A 23,137-nucleotide genomic window follows, 5' to 3' on the forward strand; every position below is an offset into this window, starting at 1 on the left:
ATCATTATGATATCAAAAATATGGGGTGATTTTTATGAAAGAAAAAATTTTGAAAAGAAAAAGTAATGGGTTTTTACTTTTGCTTGTCAATTTATTAGCTACAATATTTTCGACAGGAATGATAATTTATTTAGCAACAAAAGAAAAATATGTTTTAATGATTTTATTTGTTTTTATTTCTATTTTATCATTAATAAATTATGCAGGATTTAAGATGGTAGGTCCACAAGAAGCCATAGTTTTAACTTTGTTTGGTAAATATATCGGTTCTATAAAGTCAAATGGATTTTATTATGTCAATCCATTTGTAGTTTCAGTAAATCCTGCTGCAAAGACAAAATTAGGTCAAAGTGCAGATGTTGATAAAGAAAGTAAAAATTTACAAATTTTAACAAATTCAATTCCATATGCCCAACCGGTTAATAAAAAAATTTCCTTGAAAGTAATGACTCTTAGTAATTCACGTCAAAAAGTAAATGATGTTTTAGGAAATCCTGTTGAAATTGGAATAGCTGTTATGTGGAAGGTAGTTGATACTGCAAGTGCAGTATTCAACGTAGATAATTATAAGGAATATTTATCTCTTCAATGCGATGCGGCTTTGAGAGATATAGTTAGAATTTATCCTTATGACGTTGCACAAAATGTAGACACTACCGGGGATGGAGTTCCAGATGATGGAAGTTTAAGAGGTTCAAGTAGAGTTGTTGCTAAAAGAATTAAAGAAGAAATACAAAATAGGGTAGAATTTGCAGGTTTAGAAATTATAGATGCAAGAATAACTTATCTTGCCTATGCTCCGGAAATTGCTCAATCAATGCTTAGGAGGCAACAAGCTTCCGCTACTGTAGATGCAAGAACTATGATAGTAGATGGAGCAGTAGATATGGTAAAAATGGCTCTTGATAAATTGAGTACAGAAGATATTGTTGATCTTGATGAAGAAAGGAAAGCTGCCATGGTTTCAAATCTTTTGGTGGTATTATGTAGTAACAATGAAGTTTCTCCTGTAGTTAATTCAGGAAGTTTGTACTAATGGCAAAAAAGCAAATTCCCTTAAGGGTATCTGAAGAACTTTATAATGCAATAGCAAGTTGGGCGGAAGATGATTTTAGGAGCATTAACGGTCAGATAGAATATCTATTAACAGAATGTGTTAGACAGAGAAAGAAAAACGGTTCTCCCATTTCAAAAGAAATAGATAAACCGCCAGATATAGATATTAAATAAAGAGGCTCAGTTGGAAGTTGACTTCTAACTGAGCTTTTAAAATTTAATTTACACACAGATAATCTTTAAGTTTTTCAAACTTTTTATCACCAATTCCATCAACATTTTTTAAATCTTCTACACTTTTAAACTGAAATTTTTCCCTATAATCAATTATTTTGTCGGCAGTTTTTGACCCAACTCCAGGAATTTTCATAAGTTCATCTTTACTTGCAGAGTTTAAATTTATAAGATTATTATAACTTATTGCCTTATCTGTTGAAGAATCCGCATTAAAATTTTTCTCTGCACTTTCATCAAAAGTTTTTATATAGATTTTATCTTCATCAGAAAGTTTTTTTGCTAGATTACATGAATCAAGGTCGGCATCATCTCTTGCACCACCGGCAAGGGATATAGCATCAACTAGCCTATCTCCATTTTTTAGTTTAATAAGACCAGGTTTATTAACAGCACCTGAAATATGTACATAGATTTCTTCGTTTTCGTCCTCATCTTTGTCTTTATTGGAAAAATCTGAATCCTCTGACGTGGCAAGATAGTTTTCATTTTCATCAAAATTATTTTCATTAGATTTTACATTATATAGGACCAATCCCAAAACAACAACAAGAACAAAGATTATTATATTTTTTATATTTTTAAATATGTTTTCCATAAATTATCCTTAAGAAATATTTTCATACATATATTACAATAGCTTATCTATTTTAGCAACTGTTCAAAATTTTGAATTTATGTTATAATTAATAAAACGCTTTCAAATTTACATATAGGAGGAAGGCTATGAAAGTTTATAAAACGGAAAATGTAAGAAATTTAGCACTTGTAGGTCATTCAGGAAGCGGCAAAACAAATTTAACAGAATCAATGCTGTTTCAATCAGGAGCTACAAAGAGATTAGGTAATGTAACTGACAAAAATACTCTTTCAGATTTTTCAAAAGAAGAAATGGAAAGAGGTACTTCAATTGGAACATCTATTATTCCTGTTGAATGGAGAAATTTTAAAGTTAATATTATAGATACTCCTGGATATATGGATTTTTCAGGTGAAGTTATTGGAGCATTAAGAGCATCAGAAGCTGCTCTTCTAGTAATTGATGCCACTTCAGGTATAGAAGTAGGAACAGAAAGAGCATGGAAATATGCTGAAAATATTGGATTACCAAGAATTATTTTTATAAATAAAATAGATGGAGAAAATGTTAATTTCAGAAAACTTATGGAAGAATTGGAAGAATCTTTTGGTAAAAAAGTTATTCCATTTTCCGTTCCCATTGGAGAAGGGGAAAACTTTGTTGGAGTTACAGATGTAATCTACCAAAAAGGTTTTAAATATGAAAATGCAGCTCCAAAAGAAACAGAACTTAATCACGATCAAGTTAAGGCAACTGAAAGAATGTATGAAGAAATTGCAGAAGTAGTTGCAGGCTCTGATGAAGTTTTGATGGAAAAATATTTCAACGGAGAAAAATTCACTCGTGAAGATTTATTAAGAGGAGTTACAACAGCCCTATTAGAAGGTGATGCAGTGCCTTTACTTGTAGGCAGTGGTGAAAAAGGTATAGGCATAGATATACTTTTAAACACAATTGTAAATTATATGCCAGCACCAAATGATAAAAGAGCCCACACAGGTTTCAGATATGAAGAAGGAGAAGAGAGAGAAATTTCTGAAAAAGACCCCTTTGCAGCAGTTGTTTTCAAAACAATAACTGACCCCTTTGTTGGAAAAATTTCAATCTTTAAAGTAATTAGCGGAAAGCTAAAAAAAGATACACCACTTTATAATTCAAGCAAAGAAGAAGCCGAAAAATTAGGCGGAGTTTATGTAATCCGTGGTAAGAATCAAATTGAAGTAGAAGAAATTTGTGCAGGAGATATTGGAGCTACAACAAAACTTGCCGTAACAGGCACAGGCGATACTCTTTGCACAAAAGACCATATAGTTAAGTATAAGAGAATTAAATATCCACAACCAGTATTATTCTATGCAATTGAAGCAAAAACAAAGGGAGATGAAGAAAAACTTTCAACATCTTTAAGAAAACTTCGTGAAGAAGATCCATCCTTTGTAATCGAAAGAAATGCTGAAACAAAACAATTAACAATAGGTGGACTAGGACAAGTTCAACTTGATGTTATTCTTGAAAAATTAAAGAATATGTTTGGTGTAGAAGTTGTAAAAGTTCCATTTATAATTCCCTATAGAGAAACAATTAAAAAGACAGCTTCAGTACAAGGTAAACACAAGAAACAATCAGGAGGAGCTGGTCAATATGGAGATGTTTGGGTAAGATTTGAACCATGTCAAGAAGATTTTGTATTTGATGAAGAAGTATTTGGCGGTTCAGTTCCAAAGAATTATTTTCCAGCTGTAGAAAAGGGAATAATAGAAGCAAAAGAACATGGAGTTTTAGCAGGATATCCTGTAACAAACTTCAAGGCAGTTCTTTATGATGGATCATACCATGATGTAGACTCTAATGAAATGTCATTTAAAATAGCAGCATCTATTGCCTTTAAAAAAGGTATGGAAGAAGCAAACCCAGTCCTACTTGAACCAATCATGAAAGTAGAAGTATCAATCCCAGATTCATATTTAGGAGATGTAATGGGAGATATGAATAAAAGACGTGGAAGAATTTTAGGAATGGATCAACAAAGAGATGGCAGTCAACTTTTAATTGCTGAAGCACCACAATCAGAAATGTTTGAATATTCTATAGACTTAAGAGCAATGACTCAAGGACGTGGAAATTTCAATATGGAATTTGTAAGATACGAAGAAGTACCAGCAAATATTTCTCAAAAAGTTATAGAAAAAGCAAAAGCAGATAAAGAAAAAGAATAAAAATTTAAAACTTTAAGGGTCCGAAAATCTCGGACCTTTTTTCTTTGATAAAATATTTGATTAAATATAATTTTAAAAGAAGAAAAAGTGACATAAAAGAAAAAATTGAAATCACCAATAAAAATATATAAAAGTTGCAGAAAAAAATTATAAATTTAATTAAAATTATTAGTATTTTTAAAGAAAAATGGACAAAAACAAGTCAATATGTTTATAATAATTTTAAAGTTTGTAAAATTATAAAAATAGTTGAGGTATAAATATGGATAACAATGAGAGCATTCAAAGATCCGAGCTTTACAGAAAAATTTGGGCTATAGCCGATGATGTAAGAGGAGCTGTAGACGGCTGGGACTTTAAACAATATGTATTAGGAATTTTATTTTATAGATTTATTTCAGAAAATATAAGAGAATATTTTAATCACGCAGAACATGAGGCAGGAGATTTAGAGTTTGATTATGGTAAAATTTCAGACCAAGAGGCAAACGAAGATTTCAGACCAGGAACAGTTGAAGATAAGGGATTTTTTATTTTACCAAGCCAACTTTTTGGAAATATTGTAAAAACAGCCAGAACAAATGAAAATTTAAACACAGACCTTGCAAATATATTCAAAGAAATTGAAGCAAGTGCCGTAGGTTTTGATTCAGAAGATGACATAAAAGGATTATTTGATGATATTGACATGACAAGTTCAAGACTTGGAGGAAGTGTAAGCGAAAAAAATAAAAGACTTGCAGACATAATAGAAGGAATCGGTCAAATAAACTTTAAAGATTTTAGAAATAACGACATAGATACTTTTGGAGATGCTTATCTTTACTTAATTTCAAAATATGCTACAAACGCAGGTAAATCTGGAGGAGAATTTTTCACACCACAAACAGTTTCAAAACTTTTAGCAAGACTTGTTATGGATGGCAAAAATAAAATCAACAAGGTATATGACCCGACCTGCGGAAGTGGGTCTTTAATTTTACAGATGAAAAAGCAGTTTGATGATCATATAATTGAAGAGGGATTTTTTGGCCAAGAAATTAATATGACTAATTTTAACCTGTGCAGAATGAATATGTTTCTACACAATGTAAATTACAATAATTTTTCAATAAAAAGAGGAGATACTTTATTAGAACCTCTTCACAATGATGAAAAAACCTTTGATGCCATTGTTTCAAACCCACCATATTCCATAAAATGGGTGGGAGATAATGACCCTACCCTTATAAACGATATAAGATTTGCACCCGCAGGCAAATTAGCACCAAAAAATTATGCTGATTTTGCCTTTATTCTTCATGCCTTGTCTTATCTATCTTCAAAGGGAAGAGCAGCAATAGTATGTTTCCCAGGAATTTTTTATAGAAAAGGTGCAGAAAAAACTATAAGAAAATATTTAGTAGATAACTCTTTTGTAGATGCAGTAATCCAACTACCAGAAAATTTATTCTTTGGAACATCAATTGCAACTTGCGTACTTGTAATGGCAAAAAATAAGACAGAAAATAAAGTATTATTCATAGATGCAAGTAATGAATTTAAAAAAGTAACAAACAATAACATTCTTGAAGAAGAAAATATAAATAAAATTGTAGATGAATTTAGGAATAGAAAAGAAATTGAGTATTTTTCAAGATATGTATCAAGAGATGAAATAGCAGAAAATGATTATAACCTCTCCGTTTCAACCTATGTGGAAAAAGAAGACACAAGGGAAAAGATAGATATAAAAGTTTTAAATAAAGAAATAGAAGAAACAGTAGAAAAAATAAATAAATTAAGAGCTTCAATAAACCAAATAGTAAGGGAGCTTGAAGATGAGTAAGGAAATTGATAAAAGCAAAGGCGAAATTTTAATATATAAAACAGATGATGGGAATACAAAAATTGATGTAATAATGGTCGATGGAACTGTTTGGCTTTCCCAAGCTCAATTATGCGAATTATATCAAAGTAGTAAATCTAATATAAGTGAACATATTAAAAATATTTTTATTGATGGAGAATTGCAAGCAGATTCAGTTGTTCGGAAATTCCGAACAACTGCAAAAGATGGTAAAAATTATAATGTCCTACACTATAATTTAGATATGATAATTTCTCTTGGATATAAGGTGAAATCTAAAGTTGGAACAAAATTTAGAATATGGGCAACACAACGACTAAAAGAATATTTAGTAAAAGGCTTTACAATGGATGATGAACGCCTTAAAAATTTAGGCGGTGGAACATATTGGAAAGAACTTTTAGACAGAATTCGTGATATTCGCTCAAGTGAAAAAGTATTCTATCGCCAAGTTTTAGATTTATTTGCAACAAGTATTGATTATGATAAAAAAAGCGAAGATGCGAAGTATTTCTTTACAACTATACAAAATAAAATGCACTATGCTATTCATAAAAATACAGCAAGTGAATTGATATACAAAAGAGTAAGTAGTGAAAAAAAATTTATGGGTCTTACAAATTTTAAGGGTGACTTGCCTACTTTAAGAGAAGCGGAAATAGCAAAAAATTATCTGACAGAAAAAGAATTAAAAAGTTTAAACGCATTAGTTTCAGGATACTTAGATTTTGCACAAAGACAAGCTGAAAAAGAAATTCCTATGACTATGAAAGATTGGATAAATCATGTAGATAGAATTTTGCAGGCGACAGGTGAAAATTTACTAGAAGGAAATGGAAAAATAAGGCATGGACAAATGGAAGAAAAAGTAAAAGATGAATTTAAAAAATATAGGCAAAAAACTTTGTCACAAGTGGAAAAAGATTATATAGAGGAAATAAAGTCTATAGAAAAGAAAGCTAAAAATGGTGATAAAAGTGAGTAAGATTGAAGAACTTTTAAAAAATGAAAAGGTGGAATGGAAAAAACTTGGAGAAATCTGCGAGATAAAAAAAGGTAAGCAATATAATAAAAAAGATATGTTAGAGATTGCAGAATACCCTGTAATTAATGGGGGAGTTTCTCCATCAGGATATATAGAAATATTTAATGAGAATGAAAATACTATAACAGTTTCTCAGGGAGGTGCATCTGCGGGTTTTGTTAATTTTATAGAAACAAAATTCTGGCTGGGAGCCCATGCTTTTTCTATAAAACCTAAAATTAAAATAATTAATGATTTTGGATATAATTATAAATTTTTTAATAGATATATATTTCATATACTAAAAATGAATCAATATATGTTACAAAGTTCTCAATTAGGAGCAGGAATTCCTAGTCTATCAAAAGAAAAATTAAGTGCTATAGCTATCCCTATGACAACTAAAGAAAGTCAAGATAAAATTGTTAAAATACTTGACAAATTCACAAATTATGTTTCTGAATTACAAGCTGAATTACGGGCAAGAAATAAGCAATATGAGTATTATAGAGATATGATTTTAAGTGAAAAATATTTAAATAAATTAACAAAAGAATTTTATCAAATAGATAGGATTAGAAGTTTTGGTTATGTAAAAATATCTGAATTATGTTTAAGACAAAAAGGTATAAATATAACCGCAGAGCAAATGAAAAATTTAGACAAATCAGATTCTAGTGTTAAAGTATTCGCTGGTGGAAATACAACGGCAAATCTATTACCAGAAGAAGTTGGAATTGAGAATATTATAAATAAACCAAGTGTAATTGTGAAGTCAAGGGGAAATATTGATTTTGAATATTATGATAGAAATTTTACTCACAAAAATGAAATGTGGTCCTATTCAAGCTTGGATGAAGAGAAATTAAATATAAAGTTTTTATATTGTATTTTAAAAAATAATTTAAAGTATTTCAAAGATAACGCTATATCAGGTAAATTGCCTCAAATATCAATAGGACTTACAGATAATTACAAAGTACCATTACCGAGTATTTATATTCAAAATAAGGTTGTTGAAGTTTTGGATAGGTTTGAAGAATTGGTAGAAAATTCAAGGGGATTGTTGCCGGAAGAGATTGAAAAAAGGCAAAAACAATATGAATATTATCGAAAAAAACTCTTGACATTTGACGAAAATGTGGTAGAACCGAACCGAACCGAACCGAACCGAACCGAACCGAACTATTAATATCTAATGGTTACTTTATTATTCTAAGAGAAGCTTGCGATATTGTAGGAGTTAATTTATTTTGTAAATTAGAACATGAATTACTGTCTGATTTTGCTAAAGTAACTAAGCTTGCTGGATATGAGTTTTCAAAATATGTCAAATATAAAGATGAAGGAGAAATTATAGCTTTAAGAGGACTCAATGTAAAGAAAGGAAAGATTATTCTTAATGATGTTAAGTATATTGATGAAAGTAATTTTTCTAAACTCAAAAGAAGTAAATTAATTAAAGGTGATATTTTGTTTACTTATGTTGGTACTATTGGAGAAGTTGGATTGGTTTGTGATGATGACAAATTTTATTTAGCGCCAAATGTGGCAATGATAAGAATAAATAAAGATTATATAAAGCCTAAATATCTGTTACATTTATTACAAAGCTCTTCTTTTAAGCACAAAGGAATAAATAAGTGGTTAGAATCATCGTCTATGAAAAACTTAACGATGGAAAATATTAGAAAATTCAATATTATTATTCCACCTTTGCAAGTACAGGACTATGTGATTTCTATTCTTGACAAGTTCGATAAATTTGTAAATGACGTGAATGAGGGTTTACCTAAAGAGATAGATTTAAGGCAAAAAGAGTATGAATATTATAGGGAAAAATTGTTAGATTTTCCCAAGAATTAGAGGTGATTTTTATGGCAGAAAATGAAGCTGGTTATGGTTTTTCTACTATAGCTGAAATGAATAATGGTATTATTTTAGCAAATTACAAAAAAATAGATAGGGCTAGCGAAAGCACTTATCAAAGTGAGGCTGACCTTGAAAGAGAACTCATTAATAATTTAATGACCCAAGGTTACCAAAGGCTAGAAGCTAGAAATTCTTCTGATTTGTATAAAAATTTAAAAGAACAGTTAGAGAGGCTAAATGGTGTAAGTTTTTCTTCTTCTGAATGGCAAAGATTTCTTTTAGAGTATTTAGATGCTCCAAATGATGGGATTATCGAAAAGACAAGGAAGATTCAAGAAAATTATATTAATGATTTTACTTTTGATGATGGTAATTTAAAAAATATTAAACTTATTGATAAGGATAATATTTTTAATAATTTTTTGCAGGTGACAAGCCAAATTAAACAAGAGGGTAGCCATAAAAATCGCTATGATGTGAGTATTTTAGTTAATGGTCTTCCCCTTGTACATATTGAACTTAAAAAACGTGGTGTTAGTTTACATGAGGCTTTTGATCAAATTCACAGATATAGCAAGGAATCTTTTAATGTTGAAAATTCCCTATATAAGTATGTGCAAATTTTTGTTATTTCTAATGGAACTTATTGCAGATATTTTGCTAATACTACGGCTCAAAATAAAAATAATTATGAGTTCACCTGCCAATGGGCTGATGCTAAGAATAAATCTATTAATGATTTGGAAGATTTCACCCGCACTTTTTTTGAAAAACGTGTTATTTTAGAGGTTCTGACAAAATATTGCGTTTTTGATGTTTCAAACACTCTTTTGATTATGCGTCCTTATCAAATAGCAGCTACAGAAAGAATTTTATGGAAGATTAAATCTTCTTATGAAAGGAAAAAGGCAGGGACTATAGAAGCTGGGGGTTTTATTTGGCATACGACAGGTTCTGGAAAAACTCTTACTTCTTTTAAGACTGCAAGGCTTGCAACGGGGCTTTCTTTTATTGACAAGGTATTTTTTGTTGTTGACAGAAAAGATTTAGATTATCAAACTATGAAGGAATATCAAAGATTTCAGCCTGATAGTGTAAATGGAAGCAAGGACACCAAGGCTTTAAAAAAGGCTATTGAAAAAAAGGATGATAGGATTATTGTCACGACTATACAAAAATTAAATGAGTTTGTTAAGAAAAATCCAAACCATGAAATCTATGACAAAAATTGTGTGCTTATTTATGATGAATGTCACCGCTCCCAATTTGGAGATGCTCAAAAAAATATAAGAAGATCCTTTAAAAATTATTATCAATTTGGTTTTACAGGCACTCCGATTTTTCCTGAAAATTCTTTAGGGACAGAAACAACTGCTGGAATTTTTGGGGCTCAACTTCATTCTTATGTTATTACTGATGCTATTCGTGATGGCAAGGTTTTAAAGTTTAAAGTTGATTATAATAATATTACGCCTAAATTTAAGGCTGCTGAAAAGGAATATAACGAGAAAAAATTAGCAAAGCTTGAAAGTAAAATGTTCCTTCATCCGGAAAGAATTACTGAAATTACTAAGTATATTTTAAGAATATTTGATACAAAAACTCATAGAAACGAGCTTTATGATATTAAAAATAGAAGGCTTAGAGGATTTAATGCAATGTTTGCGGTTCAAAGTGTTGATGCTGCAAAATTATATTATGAGGAATTTCAAAGGCAACAAAGTGCTTTAGATTTTGATAAAAGATTAAAAGTTGCTACAATTTTTTCTTATGCTCCTAATGAGGAGGGTAAGGCTATTGGAGAAATTTCTGAAGAAAATTTTGATCCTTGTGCAATGGATTCTACTGCTAAGGAATTTTTAGACAAGGTTATTAATGACTACAATAATTATTTTAAGACGAATTTTTCTACTGCAGCTAATGAATTTCAAAATTATTATAAGGATTTATCTTTAAGAGTTAAAAATAAAGAAGTGGATTTATTAATTGTTGTTGGAATGTTTTTAACAGGTTTTGATGCTCCCACCCTAAATACTCTTTTTGTTGATAAAAATTTGAGATATCATGGGCTTATACAGGCATTTTCAAGGACAAACCGTATTTTAAATAAGGTTAAAACTTTTGGAAATATTGTTTGTTTTAGGGATTTGGAAAAAGCAACAAAAGATGCTATTAAAACTTTTGGCGATGAAAACAGCCTTAATATTATTTTGGAAAAATCTTACAAAGAGTATATTGATGGTTTTATTGATGAAGAAACGGGTAAGACGACCAAGGGTTATAAAGATTTATGTAATGAAATTGTGGAAAAATTCCCTGATCCCACAGAGATTGAATTAGAAGCTGACAAAAAAGATTTTGTCCAACTTTTTGGAGAACTTTTAAAGTCTGAAAATATTTTAAAAAATTTTGATGAATTTTCTAGCTTTGAAAAAATTATTCCTGATAGATTAATGCAAGATATGAAGAGTGTTTATGTAGATATAAGAGAAGATATATTAAAACTTAGACATGGTGACAAAGAAAATACAATGACTATTGATTTTTCTGATGTGGAATTTCAAATTGATCTTTTAAAAACTGATGAAATTAATTTAGATTATATTTTAAATCTAATTTTAGAAAAATCTAAGGAGCATACTGATATAGAAACTCTTAAAGTAGAGGTTCGTAGGGTAATCAGGTCAAGTTTAGGAACTAGGGCTAAGGAAGATCTTATTATGAATTTTATCAACTCTAATAAGCTTACAGATTTAAAAAATACGGATGATATTTTAGAATCTTTTTATTCTTTTGCTAAGAAGGAAAAAGAAAAAAATATTAATAATTTAATTGATAGGGAAAATTTAAAAGAGGGTTCTAAGCGTTTTATTGAAAAGGCTATTGAAAAAGGATATGCTTCATATTCTGGTGATGAGCTTGATAAAATCATTCCCCCGACTACAAGAAGAGGCGGAGCTAGAGAAAAGAAGAAAGAATCTATTCTTGATAAGATTAGAAATTTAGTAGAAATTTTTACGGGAATTTAAAAATATTTATTATAGGTGCTGGCAAATTGCTGGCACTATTTTTATTTTATTAACTTAGTTTTATTTGATGGGTTAATTTTAAAATAAAATAATTTACTTCCTACAAAAGCTAGGCAAGTATTCTTTTTAAAAAGCCCCTAAAGTTTAAAAGCTTTACTTTTACAAACATTAATTGTATAATGAATATATAAATTGAGATTTGTTTATTTTTTAATGTAAATGTCAAAGATGGTAAAATCTAAAGGAGTGATTTCTTGGCAAAGTTATCTAATTCTATTGAGGAATTTTTAAATGAATTAATTGAGGAAGCTAACGGTGCTCTTGAGATTCAAAGATCAAAAATTTCGGATCATTTTAATTGTGCCCCAAGTCAAATTAATTATGTTTTAACTACTAGATTTACTCCCTACAAGGGTTATTATGTTGAATCTAGACGTGGTGGCGGAGGATTTATAAGAATTGTTAAAGTTGAGTTTCAAGACCACGAAAAATCTTTAGACTTATTTAGAGATTTCATTGGAGATTCTATAACTAAGGATAAGGCTGATCTTTTAATTAAAGAGTTGAGAAGAAGAGATTTTATTTCTTCAAGGGAGGCTGAGCTAATAAGGGTTAGTCTTTCTGATAGGTCTTTATCTTTGAGTGATAATAGAAACATTTTGAGAGCAAATATTTTAAAAAATATTCTATTAGTTATATTTTCTTAAGGGGTGAAAGAGATGATATGTGATAATTGCAAAAAAAGAGAATCTGTTATTTCTTATACAATGATTCATGATAACAAAATTGAAGAAATACATTTATGTCAAGTTTGTGCAGAACAGAAGATGAAGTTGGATTTAACCAATTCTCAAAGTTTTTTGCCGCAAATTGAAGATTTTCTCAAAAATATTTTTGCTTTCACTTCTGATGATAGTAACAGTGAAGAGGCTTCTTTAATATGTCCTCAATGTGGAACGAGTCTTAGCGATTTTAAAAATACGGGAAAAGTTGGATGCAGTAATTGTTATAGTATTTTTAAAAATGAACTTAAAAATTATTTGCACACTGTTAATCCAAAGCCTGTTCATGTTGGTAAAATTCCAAAGAATGCTGATACAAATATTGTTATGGCTAGGGATTTGAGAGAATTACAAGATAAACTTCAAAGTGCAGTTAGTTTAGAAGAATACGAAGAAGCGGCTCATATAAGAGATGAGATTAAGGCTTTGAAGGAGAAGCTATGACAGTTTTATTAAAATCTTCAGTTAAGCTTTTAAGAAATTTGCAAGGCATTAATTTTATGCCTAAATTAAATGATGTTGATGCTTTAGATGTTATTAAAATTTTAGAACCAAAGATTTTAGATTTAGCTTATGAAAAAAAAGATGTTTTAAAATTTCAAGCTTTAGAAAAACTTCAATATATTGAAAGAGGTATTTTAAAGGCTCCATTTATGGAAAGTAATATTTCCTCTTATTATGTGAGAAAAGATAGTCCTGATATTCTTTTGAATGAGTCCAATCATTTGGTGATCAGAAAATCTTCACGAGATGAAAAAATTGAGGACATGTTTAATGAGGTTTTGGAAATTGAAGAAAGTCTTGATAAGGATGTTGCTTTTGCCTTTGATAGTGAATTTGGTTATTTGACCACAAGACCTATTAATGCAGGAACAGGTCTTCTTATTAACTATAAATTACATTTACCTGCCTTAAATTTTTACGGAATTGAAAATGTTTCAAGATCACTGTTAAGGCTTGGTTATAGTCTTGATTCTTATAAGGATAAAAGTGGTAAGAGTTTAGGAAATATATTTAATTTATTCTTTGAATCTACTATTGGCTATAGCGAAGAAGCTTATATAAAAAAAATGAAAACTATTGTTAAAGAAATTATTGTTATGGAAAAAGAGGCGGAAAAGAAATTATATCTTGATTCCATAATCACTTTAGAGGATATGGTAAACAGATCTTTGGGAATTTTAAGAAATGCAAGGATTTTATCTGAAGATGAAATGCTTAACTGCATGTCAAATATAGATTTAGGATTAAATTTATCCATTTTAAAGGCTAAACGGAATTTTGATTTTTATGATGAGGCTAATAAGCTAAAAAATGGATATTTACAAAATGAAAGAGGCTCAATTTTAGATTTAAAGTCCAGAGATATTTTGAGGGCTAATAAATCTAGGGCTTTGATAAGGGAGGTTTTTTAATGAGTATGTTCGGAAGATTTTCAGAAAAAGCTCAGAAGGCTATCTTATTTGCTCAAGCGGAAGCAAGAGATGAAAGACATTCATATATAGGCTCTGAACACATTCTTTTAGGAATAATAAAAGAAGGGACAGATACTGGAGCACAAATTTTAGATAAATTGGGAATAGATTACCAAAAGGCAAAAAAAGCTACTCTTGATATTGTAGCTACTGGTCAAGGACCTACAGTTGCCTCTGTTTCTTATACGCCAAGAACTAAAAGAATTTTTGAACTTTCTTTTGATGTAGCAAAAGAATTAGGAAATAGATATGTTGGAACTGAACACTTGCTTCTCGGCATTTTAAGAGAGGGGCAAGGCGTTGCTATTCTTGTTCTAAAAAGATTAGGCATAGATATTATTAATTTAGAAAATGATATTTTAAATAACTTAGATGAGTATGAAGAGGAAAATGAAGAAAATCCATCTCAAGAAAGTTTAAATAAATTTACAATAGATTTAAGTAAAAAAGCCCAAGAAGGTAAAATTGACCCTATAATTGGTAGAGAAAAAGAAATAAAAAGAGTTATTCAAGTTTTATCAAGAAGAACAAAAAATAATCCTGTCTTGATAGGTGAGCCGGGTGTTGGTAAAACTGCTATAGCTGAAGGACTTGCCCTTAAAATTTTTAATGGAGATGTGCCTCAAATTATGGCAGATAAGAAAATTATGACTCTTGATGTTTCTGCATTAATCGCAGGATCAAAATATAGGGGAGATTTTGAAGAAAGACTAAAAAATGTAGTCAAGGAAGCTGAAAATAATAAAAATATAATTTTATTTATTGATGAAATGCACGTAATAATTGGTGCAGGTGCAGCAGAAGGAGCTATGGATGCTTCAAATATTTTAAAACCAATGCTTACAAGAGGAGTAATTCAAATTATTGGTGCTACAACTATTTCTGAATACAGAAAACATATTGAAAAAGATCCAGCTTTTGAAAGAAGGCTGATGCCAATTACTGTAGAAGAACCAAATGTAGAAGACTCCATCAAAATTCTTATGGGAATAAAAGATAAGTATGAAGATCACCACAATGTAACTATTGGTGAAGATGCAGTAAGTGCTGCTGTAAAATTATCTGATAGGTATCTAAATGACAGATTTTTACCTGACAAGGCAATAGACTTAATTGATGAAGCTGCTTCAAAATTAAAGATTGAAAGCTATAAGACTCCTGATTTTGAAAAGAAGTACAAGGAAGAATTAAAAAAAGTCGAAGACGATAAAAATATGGCTGTTAGAAATCAAGATTTTGAGCTTGCCGCATCTTTAAGAGATAAAGAAAAAGTTATAGAAAGAGAATATAAAGAAGCTCTTGAAGATTTCAAAAAGGAAGAATCTAAAAAAAGAGTTGAAGTAGATTTAATTGCAAATATTGTTTCTGAATGGTCAAAGGTTCCTGTTACAAATTTAACTGAAAAGGAAACTGAAAGATTAAAGACCCTCGATGAAGATTTGAAGAAAAAAGTTAAGGGTCAAGACCAAGCCATTGATGTTTTGGCTAGGGCAGTAAAAAGGGCGAGAATTGGTTTAAAAACCCCCAATAAGCCCATAGGTTCTTTTATATTTGTAGGGCCAACAGGTGTTGGTAAAACTTTTTTAACAAAAACTCTAGCTGAAGAATTATTTGGAAGTCCCGAAAACATGATAAGAATTGATATGAGTGAATATATGGAAAAGTACACAGTTTCAAGATTAGTAGGTTCACCTCCGGGATATGTTGGTTATGATGAAGGTGGACAGTTGACAGAAGCAGTAAGAACAAAGCCATATAGTGTAATTTTATTTGATGAAATAGAAAAGGCTCACCCAGATGTGTTTAATATTTTACTTCAAATTTTAGATGAAGGAAGATTAACAGATGCCCAAGGAAGAACTGTTAATTTTAAAGATACAGTAATAGTTATGACATCTAATGTTGGTGCGAATAGCTTAGTTAAAAATAATACTTTGGGATTTTCTGTAAACAAAGAAGAAGAAAAGAAAAATGAGTATCAAAAAATGAAGGATATCATTTCAAGGGAATTAAAAAACACATTCAGACCTGAATTTTTAAATAGGATAGATGAAACTGTTGTATTTAAGGAATTGAGCAAAAAAGAAATTAAAAATATTGTAGGCTTACAATTAGAAGACTTAAATCTTAGACTTGAAACGATGGGCATAAAGGCAACATTTACCGATAAGCTTATTAATCATATTGTGGAAAAAGGCTATGACAAAAAATATGGAGCAAGACCCTTACAAAGAACAATAAGAAATCTTTTGGAAGATGAAATTGCAGATAGATATTTGGATGGAAAAATTAAAGAGGGTAGCTTAATTAATATTGATTTCAAAAATAAACTCATAATAGAAAATGTAGAAGAATTAGAAGATTTAAAAAAAGATAAGAAAGATGAAAAAGAAAATAGCATACAAGTGCAGTAATTGTGGATATATATCCCAGGGGTATTTTGGAAAATGTCCCCACTGCAACAAATGGAATACTTTAGAAGAGTTTGATGAAAATAATAATTCTGAAAAATCACACAGTCAAAATAAAGAAGCTGTTATCTTAAAAAATGTTGATTCTAAAGAATCTTCAAGAGTTATGACTGATATCATGGAATTTAACAGAGTTATGGGCGGAGGTATTGTTAGAGATTCTGTAAGTATATTGACAGCAAAACCTGGAGCAGGAAAATCCACTTTACTTTTACAAGTAGCTAATGATTTAGCCAAAAAGGGTTTTGTAGTCTTATATGCAAGTGGAGAAGAATCTCAATCACAAATAAAAAGAAGAGCTACAAGGATATTAGATAAGCTTTCAGAAAATATTTGGGTCAGTTCTACAACTTTTTTGGATGATGTTTTGGAACAGATAAAAACAGTCGATCCTGATTTTATAATTATTGATTCAATTCAGACTTTTGTTTTAAAAGAATTTAATTCAAGACCAGGAACTCCAACTCAAACCATGGAATGTGCATATAAAATGGTGGATATTGCAAAAAATTCTAAAAGACCAAGATTTGTTTTTATGGTGGGACAGATGACAAAAGATGATGAACTTGCTGGAGTAAGAAGTCTTGAACATTTAGTAGATACAGTTCTTGTAATTGAAGGTGAATCATCAGAAGAGCTGAGGTCTTTAATGGCAACAAAAAATAGATATGGTTCTACTGGAGAGATGGGATTTTTTACCATGACAGAATCCGGCATAAAATCTCTTGATAATCCATCACTGTATTTTTGTACTTTAAGACAAGAAGATAATTCCCCGCCAGGTTCATCCCTTTCAGTTATAAGAGAGGGAACAAGACCTATAATTCTAGAAACTGAAGCCTTAACGAGCAAGTCATTTATGCCTTATCCATCAAGAGTGGGTGAGTGTATAAAAAGAGAGCATCTAAATACTTTAATTTCTATTTTAGAAGAGAGAGCAAATATAAGGCTTATGGATAAAAATGTAGTAATAAAGACCAATGGCAATATTAAATTAAGAGATTCAGCATCAAATCTTTCGATTATGATGAGCATTGTATCTTCTAATTTAAACAAGCCAATAATTAATAACGAGGTTTTTATTGCTGATGTTGGATTGACAGGGGAACTAAAAAATATACCAAGCTTGGAGTTAAGAATAAAAGAAGCTGAAAGGATGGGCTTTAAAGAAGCCTATATTGCAGATATAAAGTCTATAAATGAAGATAAGTTTAAAGGTATAAAACTTATAAAGATAGGGCATATATCTCAAGTAATTGAAAAAATTTTTTCATGAGGTAAAAGACTTAAGAAATAAAATTTCTTGAGTCTTTTTTAATAAAGCTTGAAAGGGAAAATAATATTTATAAATTTTTTTGTTAATTGATTTTACAATCAATTTGATCTGTTATTTTATTAAGCAATAATCAAAAATTTTATTTTAATAAATACTAATAAAATAAGTTTTTATTTAAAGTTTTAAAAATAACGGCTATTTTATAATGTTTTCAAGTGGGACTCATTAAATATTAAAAAGTTATTAATAAGTTTGTCACAGTAAATATTTTAAAAAACTAAGCAAAAGATTAAATATTATATAGTTTTACTATATTAATTTATGTAAAAATTTGATATAGTATTAAGGAGGGGGTGAGATTTTGAAGAATATTTCAACAAAAAAATTAACTATTATTGCAATGTTTATTGCTTTAACAACTGTTGCGACTATGGCAATTCAAATACCAATTCCTGCAACAAAAGGATATGTAAATGTTGGGGATACAATTGTTATAGCTTGCGCATTACTTATGGGTAGAACAGCGGGAGGAATTGTAGGTGGAATAGGTTCAGCACTTGCTGATTTAATTTCTGGTTATGGTTATTATGCTCCTATTACCTTAGTTGTGAAAGGACTAGAAGGATATATAGCAGGACTTCTTAAGGAAAAAACATCACTAAGTTTTATTATCTGTGGTTTAGTAGGTGGTATAGTAATGGCAATTGGATATCTACTAGCAGAAGGATTAATACTTTATAATTTTCCAACAGCAATTGCAAGTTTTATGCCTAATTTATTACAAGGTATTGGTGGTGCAGTTCTTGCTGATATTGTTTATCCAATTTTGAAAAAAGCGATATTTAATCAATTAGATTTTAATTAAAGCTAATAGAATAAAATATTGTGGTTGTAATATAGAGTTAAACCTTATACCGGAGTTTCTAGGATGATACTCTGGTATTTTTTTATTTATTTTTTATCAGTAACATATTTTTAGGTCAAATCATCTGTTAGCATATTTTTTTGCAAAAAAATAGCTGGTTTATACCAGCTATTAATTAGGTTAATCGATGTTTGTAATTAGATTCTTTTTACATTTGTTGTGAAATCAAATGCGTTTTCGTGTAAAGTTTCTATTGAATTAGGTACTTCAACTTCCATAATTCCATTTTTGTTGAAAGCAAACATATCAATTTTTTTGATATTTTTTGGAATTTTAATGCTTGTTAAATTATTCTTATAGAAAGCAGATGTTTCTATAACTTCAACAGTATCAGGTAAATTAATTTCCCCGATTTGGTTTAATGCGAAAGCAGATGGTCCAATGTAAACTAAGTTCTTTGGTAATTTAATATCAGTAATTTTATTTCTGTAGAATGCAAATCCATAAATTTCTTTTACTGAATCTGGTATGATAACTTCTGTTAATGCATTTACGCCAAAAGCATCATACTTAATTACTTCAACTGTTTCAGGAATAACAATTGATTCAAATTTTCTTCTGTAGAAACATTGTTCTCCTATAACTCTTACAGGAACACCATCAGGACTTTCAGTAGGTATGATAATTTCTTTTATACCTTGTGCTTTAACTTTATCTTTGCCGGCTCTGGTCATACCTTTTAGTTCGTCGCCTTTAAAAATAAAATCATCGAATGTAAAATTTTTATCCATTATGTATCCTCCCATACTCCTTAATCATTCATTACATATTTAAATTATAGCATATCCACAGACTTTTATAAAGGAATGGCCCAATTTTGTGAAAAATTATCACAATTTATTATAAAAGTAAATTTAATTTTCTAAAAGTAATAAATATCCTGATATGTTTATTATAAATATATTTAAGTTTATTTTTTTTATTATGTTAATTGAATATCCACTTATATAGAGGGTATAATAATATATACATAAGATATTTATATTCATATGTATTTTATTTGTATTTTTAAATTTTTTAAAACAGATAAATTTAAGGATTAATTCTTGGTAAAATTTATTTAAAAAGTAGGTAAATTAGATTAAATCAGGGGTTTGAGTATTTGACATAATTTTTATTAAATGCTAATGTTAAATTAGATAAAATAAAATGGAAGTTAATTTTCTATACACCAGGGGTGTATAAGTGTTGTTTCAAGAAGAAAAAAAGAAATGAGGTAATAGAATGAACTACTTTGAAAATTTATTGGAAATGCAAAAAAATATGATGGAAGAACAAAGGAAAGTTTATGAAAATATAGCAAAAAACTTCAATTTTAATTTTAATGGAATGGATTTTTTTAAAAATTTTAATGATTTTAATTTTTATCAAAATCCCGAAGATTTTTTTAAAGAATATCTAAGAATGCAAGATTATTTTAGCAAATATTACAAAGAAGCATTCAATAAGTTTCCGGGCTTTGATAAAGCTATGCAAACATATAAGGCTAATCTTAATATTTTGGATAAAATATTTAAAGCTTATGGAGATTTATTTACTAATGGTGATCTATCCAAAGCAGGTGATAATCTAATAGATTTATACAGGATTTTTAATGACCAACTTGTTGAGTTGTCTAAAAATAATGTTGAAAAATATTTACCTATTAATTTCTTTGAAATTATGGCTAATTTTCCTGTAGATACCTTTATAAATCCATTTATTAACAGCACAAAAAAATCTATGGAATTTTATCAAAAAGCTCTTGATAAGGAGCCAGAACTTATGACAGATCAAATAGAAAAATTTTACAAATCTATGTTAGATAAACTTGATGAAATTCCAAGTGTTGGAATCAGTCAAGAAGAAAAGAAAAGAAACAGACAATTATTCGAAAATTATTTAAGCCTTTCATTAAAGATATTTGATTTTAATTTGTATCTATCTAAAGCTTCTAGACAAGCTGCTATTGATGCTCAAAATTCTTATTTTGATAGATTAGAAGAAGAAAAAGGACTTGAAAATTTCTCTGATTTTTATAAATTCTATATTGATAACTTATGCGATGCTTATAAAAATTTAGTGGACTCTCCAGTTTATAAGCAAAAAGCTAAGGCTATATTGGATTTAGTTAATAATAATAAAGAAATGTTTGATAATTATATTGAAGATGGGTTGGGTGCTTTTCCAATTGTTACTCAAAATAAACTAAAAGAGTATTTAGACAAGCTTGAAGATATGACTTCAATACTTATGGATATTCAAAATGAAAATGATGATAGTAAGAAGGGTACTCATATTACTAAATCTGAACTGAGTAAGGATAAAAATTCTCATGACGCTTCTGAAGGAAAATAAGGTCAAGAGTAATAAAAGGATATTCTTTATATAAAAAAATATAAATTAAAAAAATTCGTTAGCTTATGCTAGCGAATTTTTTAGTTTTTTAGTATTTCCATTATCATATCTCTTTTGTTTAGCATCTTTGTAATATTTTTTATATCAAGAATTATGACTTTTTCCCTTATTAGTCTATCTTTACTTTTTTCGGTTAAAAGAGAAGTGTCCATGAATAATATGGGAACCATTGTTTCAAAGACATTTTCAAACTGTTTTACTAATTTATCAACTTCTTTTTCAGGTAAAGTTTTGTAGCTTTTGTATTTTTTAATCTCAACAGCAAATTTATAATTATCTTTTTTGGCAAAAAAATCAAAATGATACTGTGGGTTTTGAGATTTGAATTTTTCTACATAATAACCTGTTCTCTGCAAAGAAATTTGTGCAAGTCTTTCACTTGTTACTTCGCTTTGTAGGGTTTCTAAGGCTTTTAAAAGATTAGATGCTTTTATTTTTATTATTGCACTGCATTCGTAATCGGTAGAATTTTTAAAATCAAAAGCTATCAATAAATCATCAATAATATTAAAATAACCATGGGCAAGGGCATTTCTTGTGTGTCTTAACAAGGCATTAGTTTTGCTTTCATTGTCTGCCTGAGTTAAAATAATTTTTTCTTTGTCTGGGCATATGTATTTTGAATAAAAGTTGACTACATTTCTTTCTATTTTAGGTACAATTGCCACATCTTCATTGTTTAGTCCCATAACTTCTTTAATAATTCCAAAAACAAAATCTTGGAAAGCAATTGAGGAAACCAAGTCATTTTTTGGAGATTGCAAAGAATTTATATTAGGTATATACCATAACAAATATTCTAAGACTACGGACATCTCACTTGTCAGTTTTATAGGTGGATTTTCATGGATTAAAGAATAAGGGATTTTATCTTTGCACTCTTCAAATTTAAAATTCTGGATGTAAGCTTTATTATTTGTCATAGGCTATTATCAACTATATCTTTTAAAATTCTGAAATTATCTTCTAACATTTCATATTCATTTATAAATGATAAAGCCATAATTTCATCAGCTTTGTATTTTTCATTTATTTTCAAAAGTTCTTTTCTTGCATATTCCACATCACCATTGATGGAAAGTCCCCTATTAGTTTTTATTAGAAATCTTTCAATGCTTGTGAGTTCTGGTGCATTTTCAGGGTCTAAATTATAAAATTCACTTTTTTCTTTTACATTCATTAGCTGCAAAAAAATTTGTTCAGCTTTAATACTTAAATCTTTGGCATCTTCTTTTGTTCTTGCTATATTTGTAATTAGACTTAATATAGTGTATGGTTTTTCCAGTTGCCTTGAAGGAATAAATTCTGTTCTATAAATATCAAAGGCTTTTCCAATTAGATCTGGGGAAATTTGTCCAGCAAAGGCATAAGGAAGTCCAAGTTTACCGGCAATATGTGCAGAAACAGTAGATGTTCCTAAAATATATAAAGGAATTTCTCTAGATTGAGGGTAGGGTTTAACATCTAATTTTTCTACATCTTCTGAAAAATATAATTTCAACATTTTTGTAGCATTAATAAATTCTCTTGGAGAGAAATTCTTTTTATAAAGAAGTCTTGCGGTATCTTTATCAGTTCCTGGAGCTCTACCCAAGCCTAAATCAATCCTATCTTTGTAAAGATTATTAAGACAGGCATATCTTTCTGCCACTTGGAATAGGCTGTGGTTGGGAAGCATTACACCGCCTGCACCAATTCTTATATTTTTTGTATGTGCCAAAATATATGAAATAACAACTTCTGTTGCTGAAGAAATTACTGCGGGAGAATTGTGATGCTCTGTTAGCCAATATCTCTGAAAATTATTTTTATCTGCAAATTGAGCTAATTTTAAGGCTCTGTCATAGGCATCTTTATAACTTTCACCTAAATATTTAGGAACTAAGTTTAAAATTGAAAGTTTAGTCATAAATCCTCCTTAAATAAGTATAGTTAGCCGGAATAATCCGGC

Annotated in this window: 19 protein-coding genes; 15 read left to right on the forward strand and 4 right to left on the reverse strand. The window is 29.3% G+C overall.

What is annotated here, in order from left to right; genetic code table 11:
- The first annotated feature begins 34 nt into the window (after nucleotides 1-34).
- Nucleotides 35-1,036, forward strand: a complete 1,002-nt coding sequence (locus tag F594_RS0104410) for an SPFH domain-containing protein (protein WP_009344882.1) — start codon at nucleotides 35-37, stop codon at nucleotides 1,034-1,036.
- Nucleotides 1,036-1,230 (forward strand): type II toxin-antitoxin system antitoxin, encoded by a 195-nt coding sequence (locus tag F594_RS0104415; protein WP_009344886.1) that lies wholly within the window; start codon nucleotides 1,036-1,038, stop codon nucleotides 1,228-1,230. Before F594_RS0104410 ends, F594_RS0104415 begins: the two co-directional genes overlap by 1 nt.
- A gap of 43 nt (nucleotides 1,231-1,273) precedes the next feature.
- Here the strand turns inward: F594_RS0104415 and F594_RS0104420 are convergent, their stop codons facing one another.
- A complete protein-coding gene (locus F594_RS0104420; RefSeq protein ID WP_019034688.1) occupies nucleotides 1,274-1,888 on the reverse strand; it encodes a helix-hairpin-helix domain-containing protein in 615 nt (204 codons plus the stop codon).
- A gap of 128 nt (nucleotides 1,889-2,016) precedes the next feature.
- Here F594_RS0104420 and fusA point away from each other — a divergent pair, with 128 nt between their 5' ends.
- The 12 genes from fusA to F594_RS0104480 all read left to right on the forward strand — a co-directional run bounded on the left by fusA (nucleotide 2,017) and on the right by F594_RS0104480 (nucleotide 18,729).
- Nucleotides 2,017-4,086, forward strand: a complete 2,070-nt coding sequence (gene fusA, locus F594_RS0104425) for an elongation factor G (protein ID WP_019034689.1) — start codon at nucleotides 2,017-2,019, stop codon at nucleotides 4,084-4,086.
- Between the two features lie 262 nt (nucleotides 4,087-4,348).
- Nucleotides 4,349-5,914: a type I restriction-modification system subunit M gene (locus tag F594_RS0104430; protein WP_019034690.1), complete on the forward strand. Its 1,566-nt coding sequence runs from the start codon at nucleotides 4,349-4,351 to the stop codon at nucleotides 5,912-5,914.
- Nucleotides 5,907-6,920, forward strand: coding sequence for a virulence RhuM family protein (locus F594_RS09880; protein ID WP_019034691.1), 1,014 nt, complete (start codon nucleotides 5,907-5,909; stop codon nucleotides 6,918-6,920). Before F594_RS0104430 ends, F594_RS09880 begins: the two co-directional genes overlap by 8 nt.
- A complete protein-coding gene (locus tag F594_RS0104440; protein WP_019034692.1) occupies nucleotides 6,913-8,151 on the forward strand; it encodes a restriction endonuclease subunit S in 1,239 nt (412 codons plus the stop codon). Before F594_RS09880 ends, F594_RS0104440 begins: the two co-directional genes overlap by 8 nt.
- Nucleotides 8,152-8,234: 83 nt before the next feature.
- A complete protein-coding gene (locus tag F594_RS0104445) occupies nucleotides 8,235-8,825 on the forward strand; it encodes a restriction endonuclease subunit S (RefSeq protein WP_081620940.1) in 591 nt (196 codons plus the stop codon).
- An 11-nt stretch (nucleotides 8,826-8,836) separates the two neighbouring features.
- Nucleotides 8,837-11,860 carry a type I restriction endonuclease subunit R gene (locus F594_RS0104450; RefSeq protein ID WP_019034694.1) on the forward strand — a complete coding sequence of 1,008 codons (3,024 nt, stop codon included), beginning with the start codon at nucleotides 8,837-8,839 and terminating at the stop codon, nucleotides 11,858-11,860.
- Between the two features lie 254 nt (nucleotides 11,861-12,114).
- The gene (locus F594_RS0104455) at nucleotides 12,115-12,567 is read left to right on the forward strand and encodes a CtsR family transcriptional regulator (RefSeq protein ID WP_004825742.1); all 453 of its coding nucleotides are present in this window, start codon (nucleotides 12,115-12,117) and stop codon (nucleotides 12,565-12,567) included.
- A gap of 12 nt (nucleotides 12,568-12,579) precedes the next feature.
- Entirely contained in the window at nucleotides 12,580-13,086 is a 507-nt protein-coding gene (locus F594_RS0104460; RefSeq protein ID WP_004825749.1) for a UvrB/UvrC motif-containing protein, read from the forward strand.
- Entirely contained in the window at nucleotides 13,083-14,057 is a 975-nt protein-coding gene (locus F594_RS0104465) for an ATP--guanido phosphotransferase (protein ID WP_009344887.1), read from the forward strand. Before F594_RS0104460 ends, F594_RS0104465 begins: the two co-directional genes overlap by 4 nt.
- A complete protein-coding gene (locus tag F594_RS0104470) occupies nucleotides 14,057-16,531 on the forward strand; it encodes an ATP-dependent Clp protease ATP-binding subunit (RefSeq protein ID WP_019034695.1) in 2,475 nt (824 codons plus the stop codon). The genes F594_RS0104465 and F594_RS0104470 overlap by 1 nt, the downstream gene beginning before the upstream one ends.
- Nucleotides 16,500-17,864, forward strand: coding sequence for a DNA repair protein RadA (locus tag F594_RS0104475; RefSeq protein WP_019034696.1), 1,365 nt, complete (start codon nucleotides 16,500-16,502; stop codon nucleotides 17,862-17,864). The genes F594_RS0104470 and F594_RS0104475 overlap by 32 nt, the downstream gene beginning before the upstream one ends.
- A 361-nt stretch (nucleotides 17,865-18,225) precedes the next feature.
- Complete coding sequence (locus tag F594_RS0104480; RefSeq protein WP_019034697.1) at nucleotides 18,226-18,729, forward strand: ECF transporter S component; 504 nt, start codon at nucleotides 18,226-18,228, stop codon at nucleotides 18,727-18,729.
- 197 nt (nucleotides 18,730-18,926) lie between these two features.
- On the opposite strand, the gene F594_RS0104485 is transcribed toward F594_RS0104480, so the two are convergent.
- The gene (locus tag F594_RS0104485; RefSeq protein WP_004825772.1) at nucleotides 18,927-19,520 is read right to left on the reverse strand and encodes a leucine-rich repeat domain-containing protein; all 594 of its coding nucleotides are present in this window, start codon (nucleotides 19,518-19,520) and stop codon (nucleotides 18,927-18,929) included.
- A 493-nt stretch (nucleotides 19,521-20,013) separates the two neighbouring features.
- Between F594_RS0104485 and F594_RS0104490 the strand changes: the two genes are divergently transcribed.
- A complete protein-coding gene (locus F594_RS0104490; RefSeq protein WP_019034698.1) occupies nucleotides 20,014-21,126 on the forward strand; it encodes a poly(R)-hydroxyalkanoic acid synthase subunit PhaE in 1,113 nt (370 codons plus the stop codon).
- 80 nt (nucleotides 21,127-21,206) lie between these two features.
- Here the strand turns inward: F594_RS0104490 and F594_RS0104495 are convergent, their stop codons facing one another.
- On the reverse strand, nucleotides 21,207-22,109 hold the full coding sequence (locus F594_RS0104495) for a restriction endonuclease (RefSeq protein WP_019034699.1): 903 nt from the start codon (nucleotides 22,107-22,109) through the stop codon (nucleotides 21,207-21,209).
- A complete protein-coding gene (locus F594_RS0104500; protein WP_019034700.1) occupies nucleotides 22,106-23,095 on the reverse strand; it encodes an MsnO8 family LLM class oxidoreductase in 990 nt (329 codons plus the stop codon). Before F594_RS0104500 ends, F594_RS0104495 begins: the two co-directional genes overlap by 4 nt.
- Nucleotides 23,096-23,137 lie beyond the last annotated feature (42 nt).

The sequence above is a fragment of the Peptoniphilus lacrimalis DSM 7455 genome (assembly GCF_000378725.1).
GTDB classification, from domain to species: Bacteria; Bacillota; Clostridia; order Tissierellales; family Peptoniphilaceae; genus Peptoniphilus_A; species Peptoniphilus_A lacrimalis.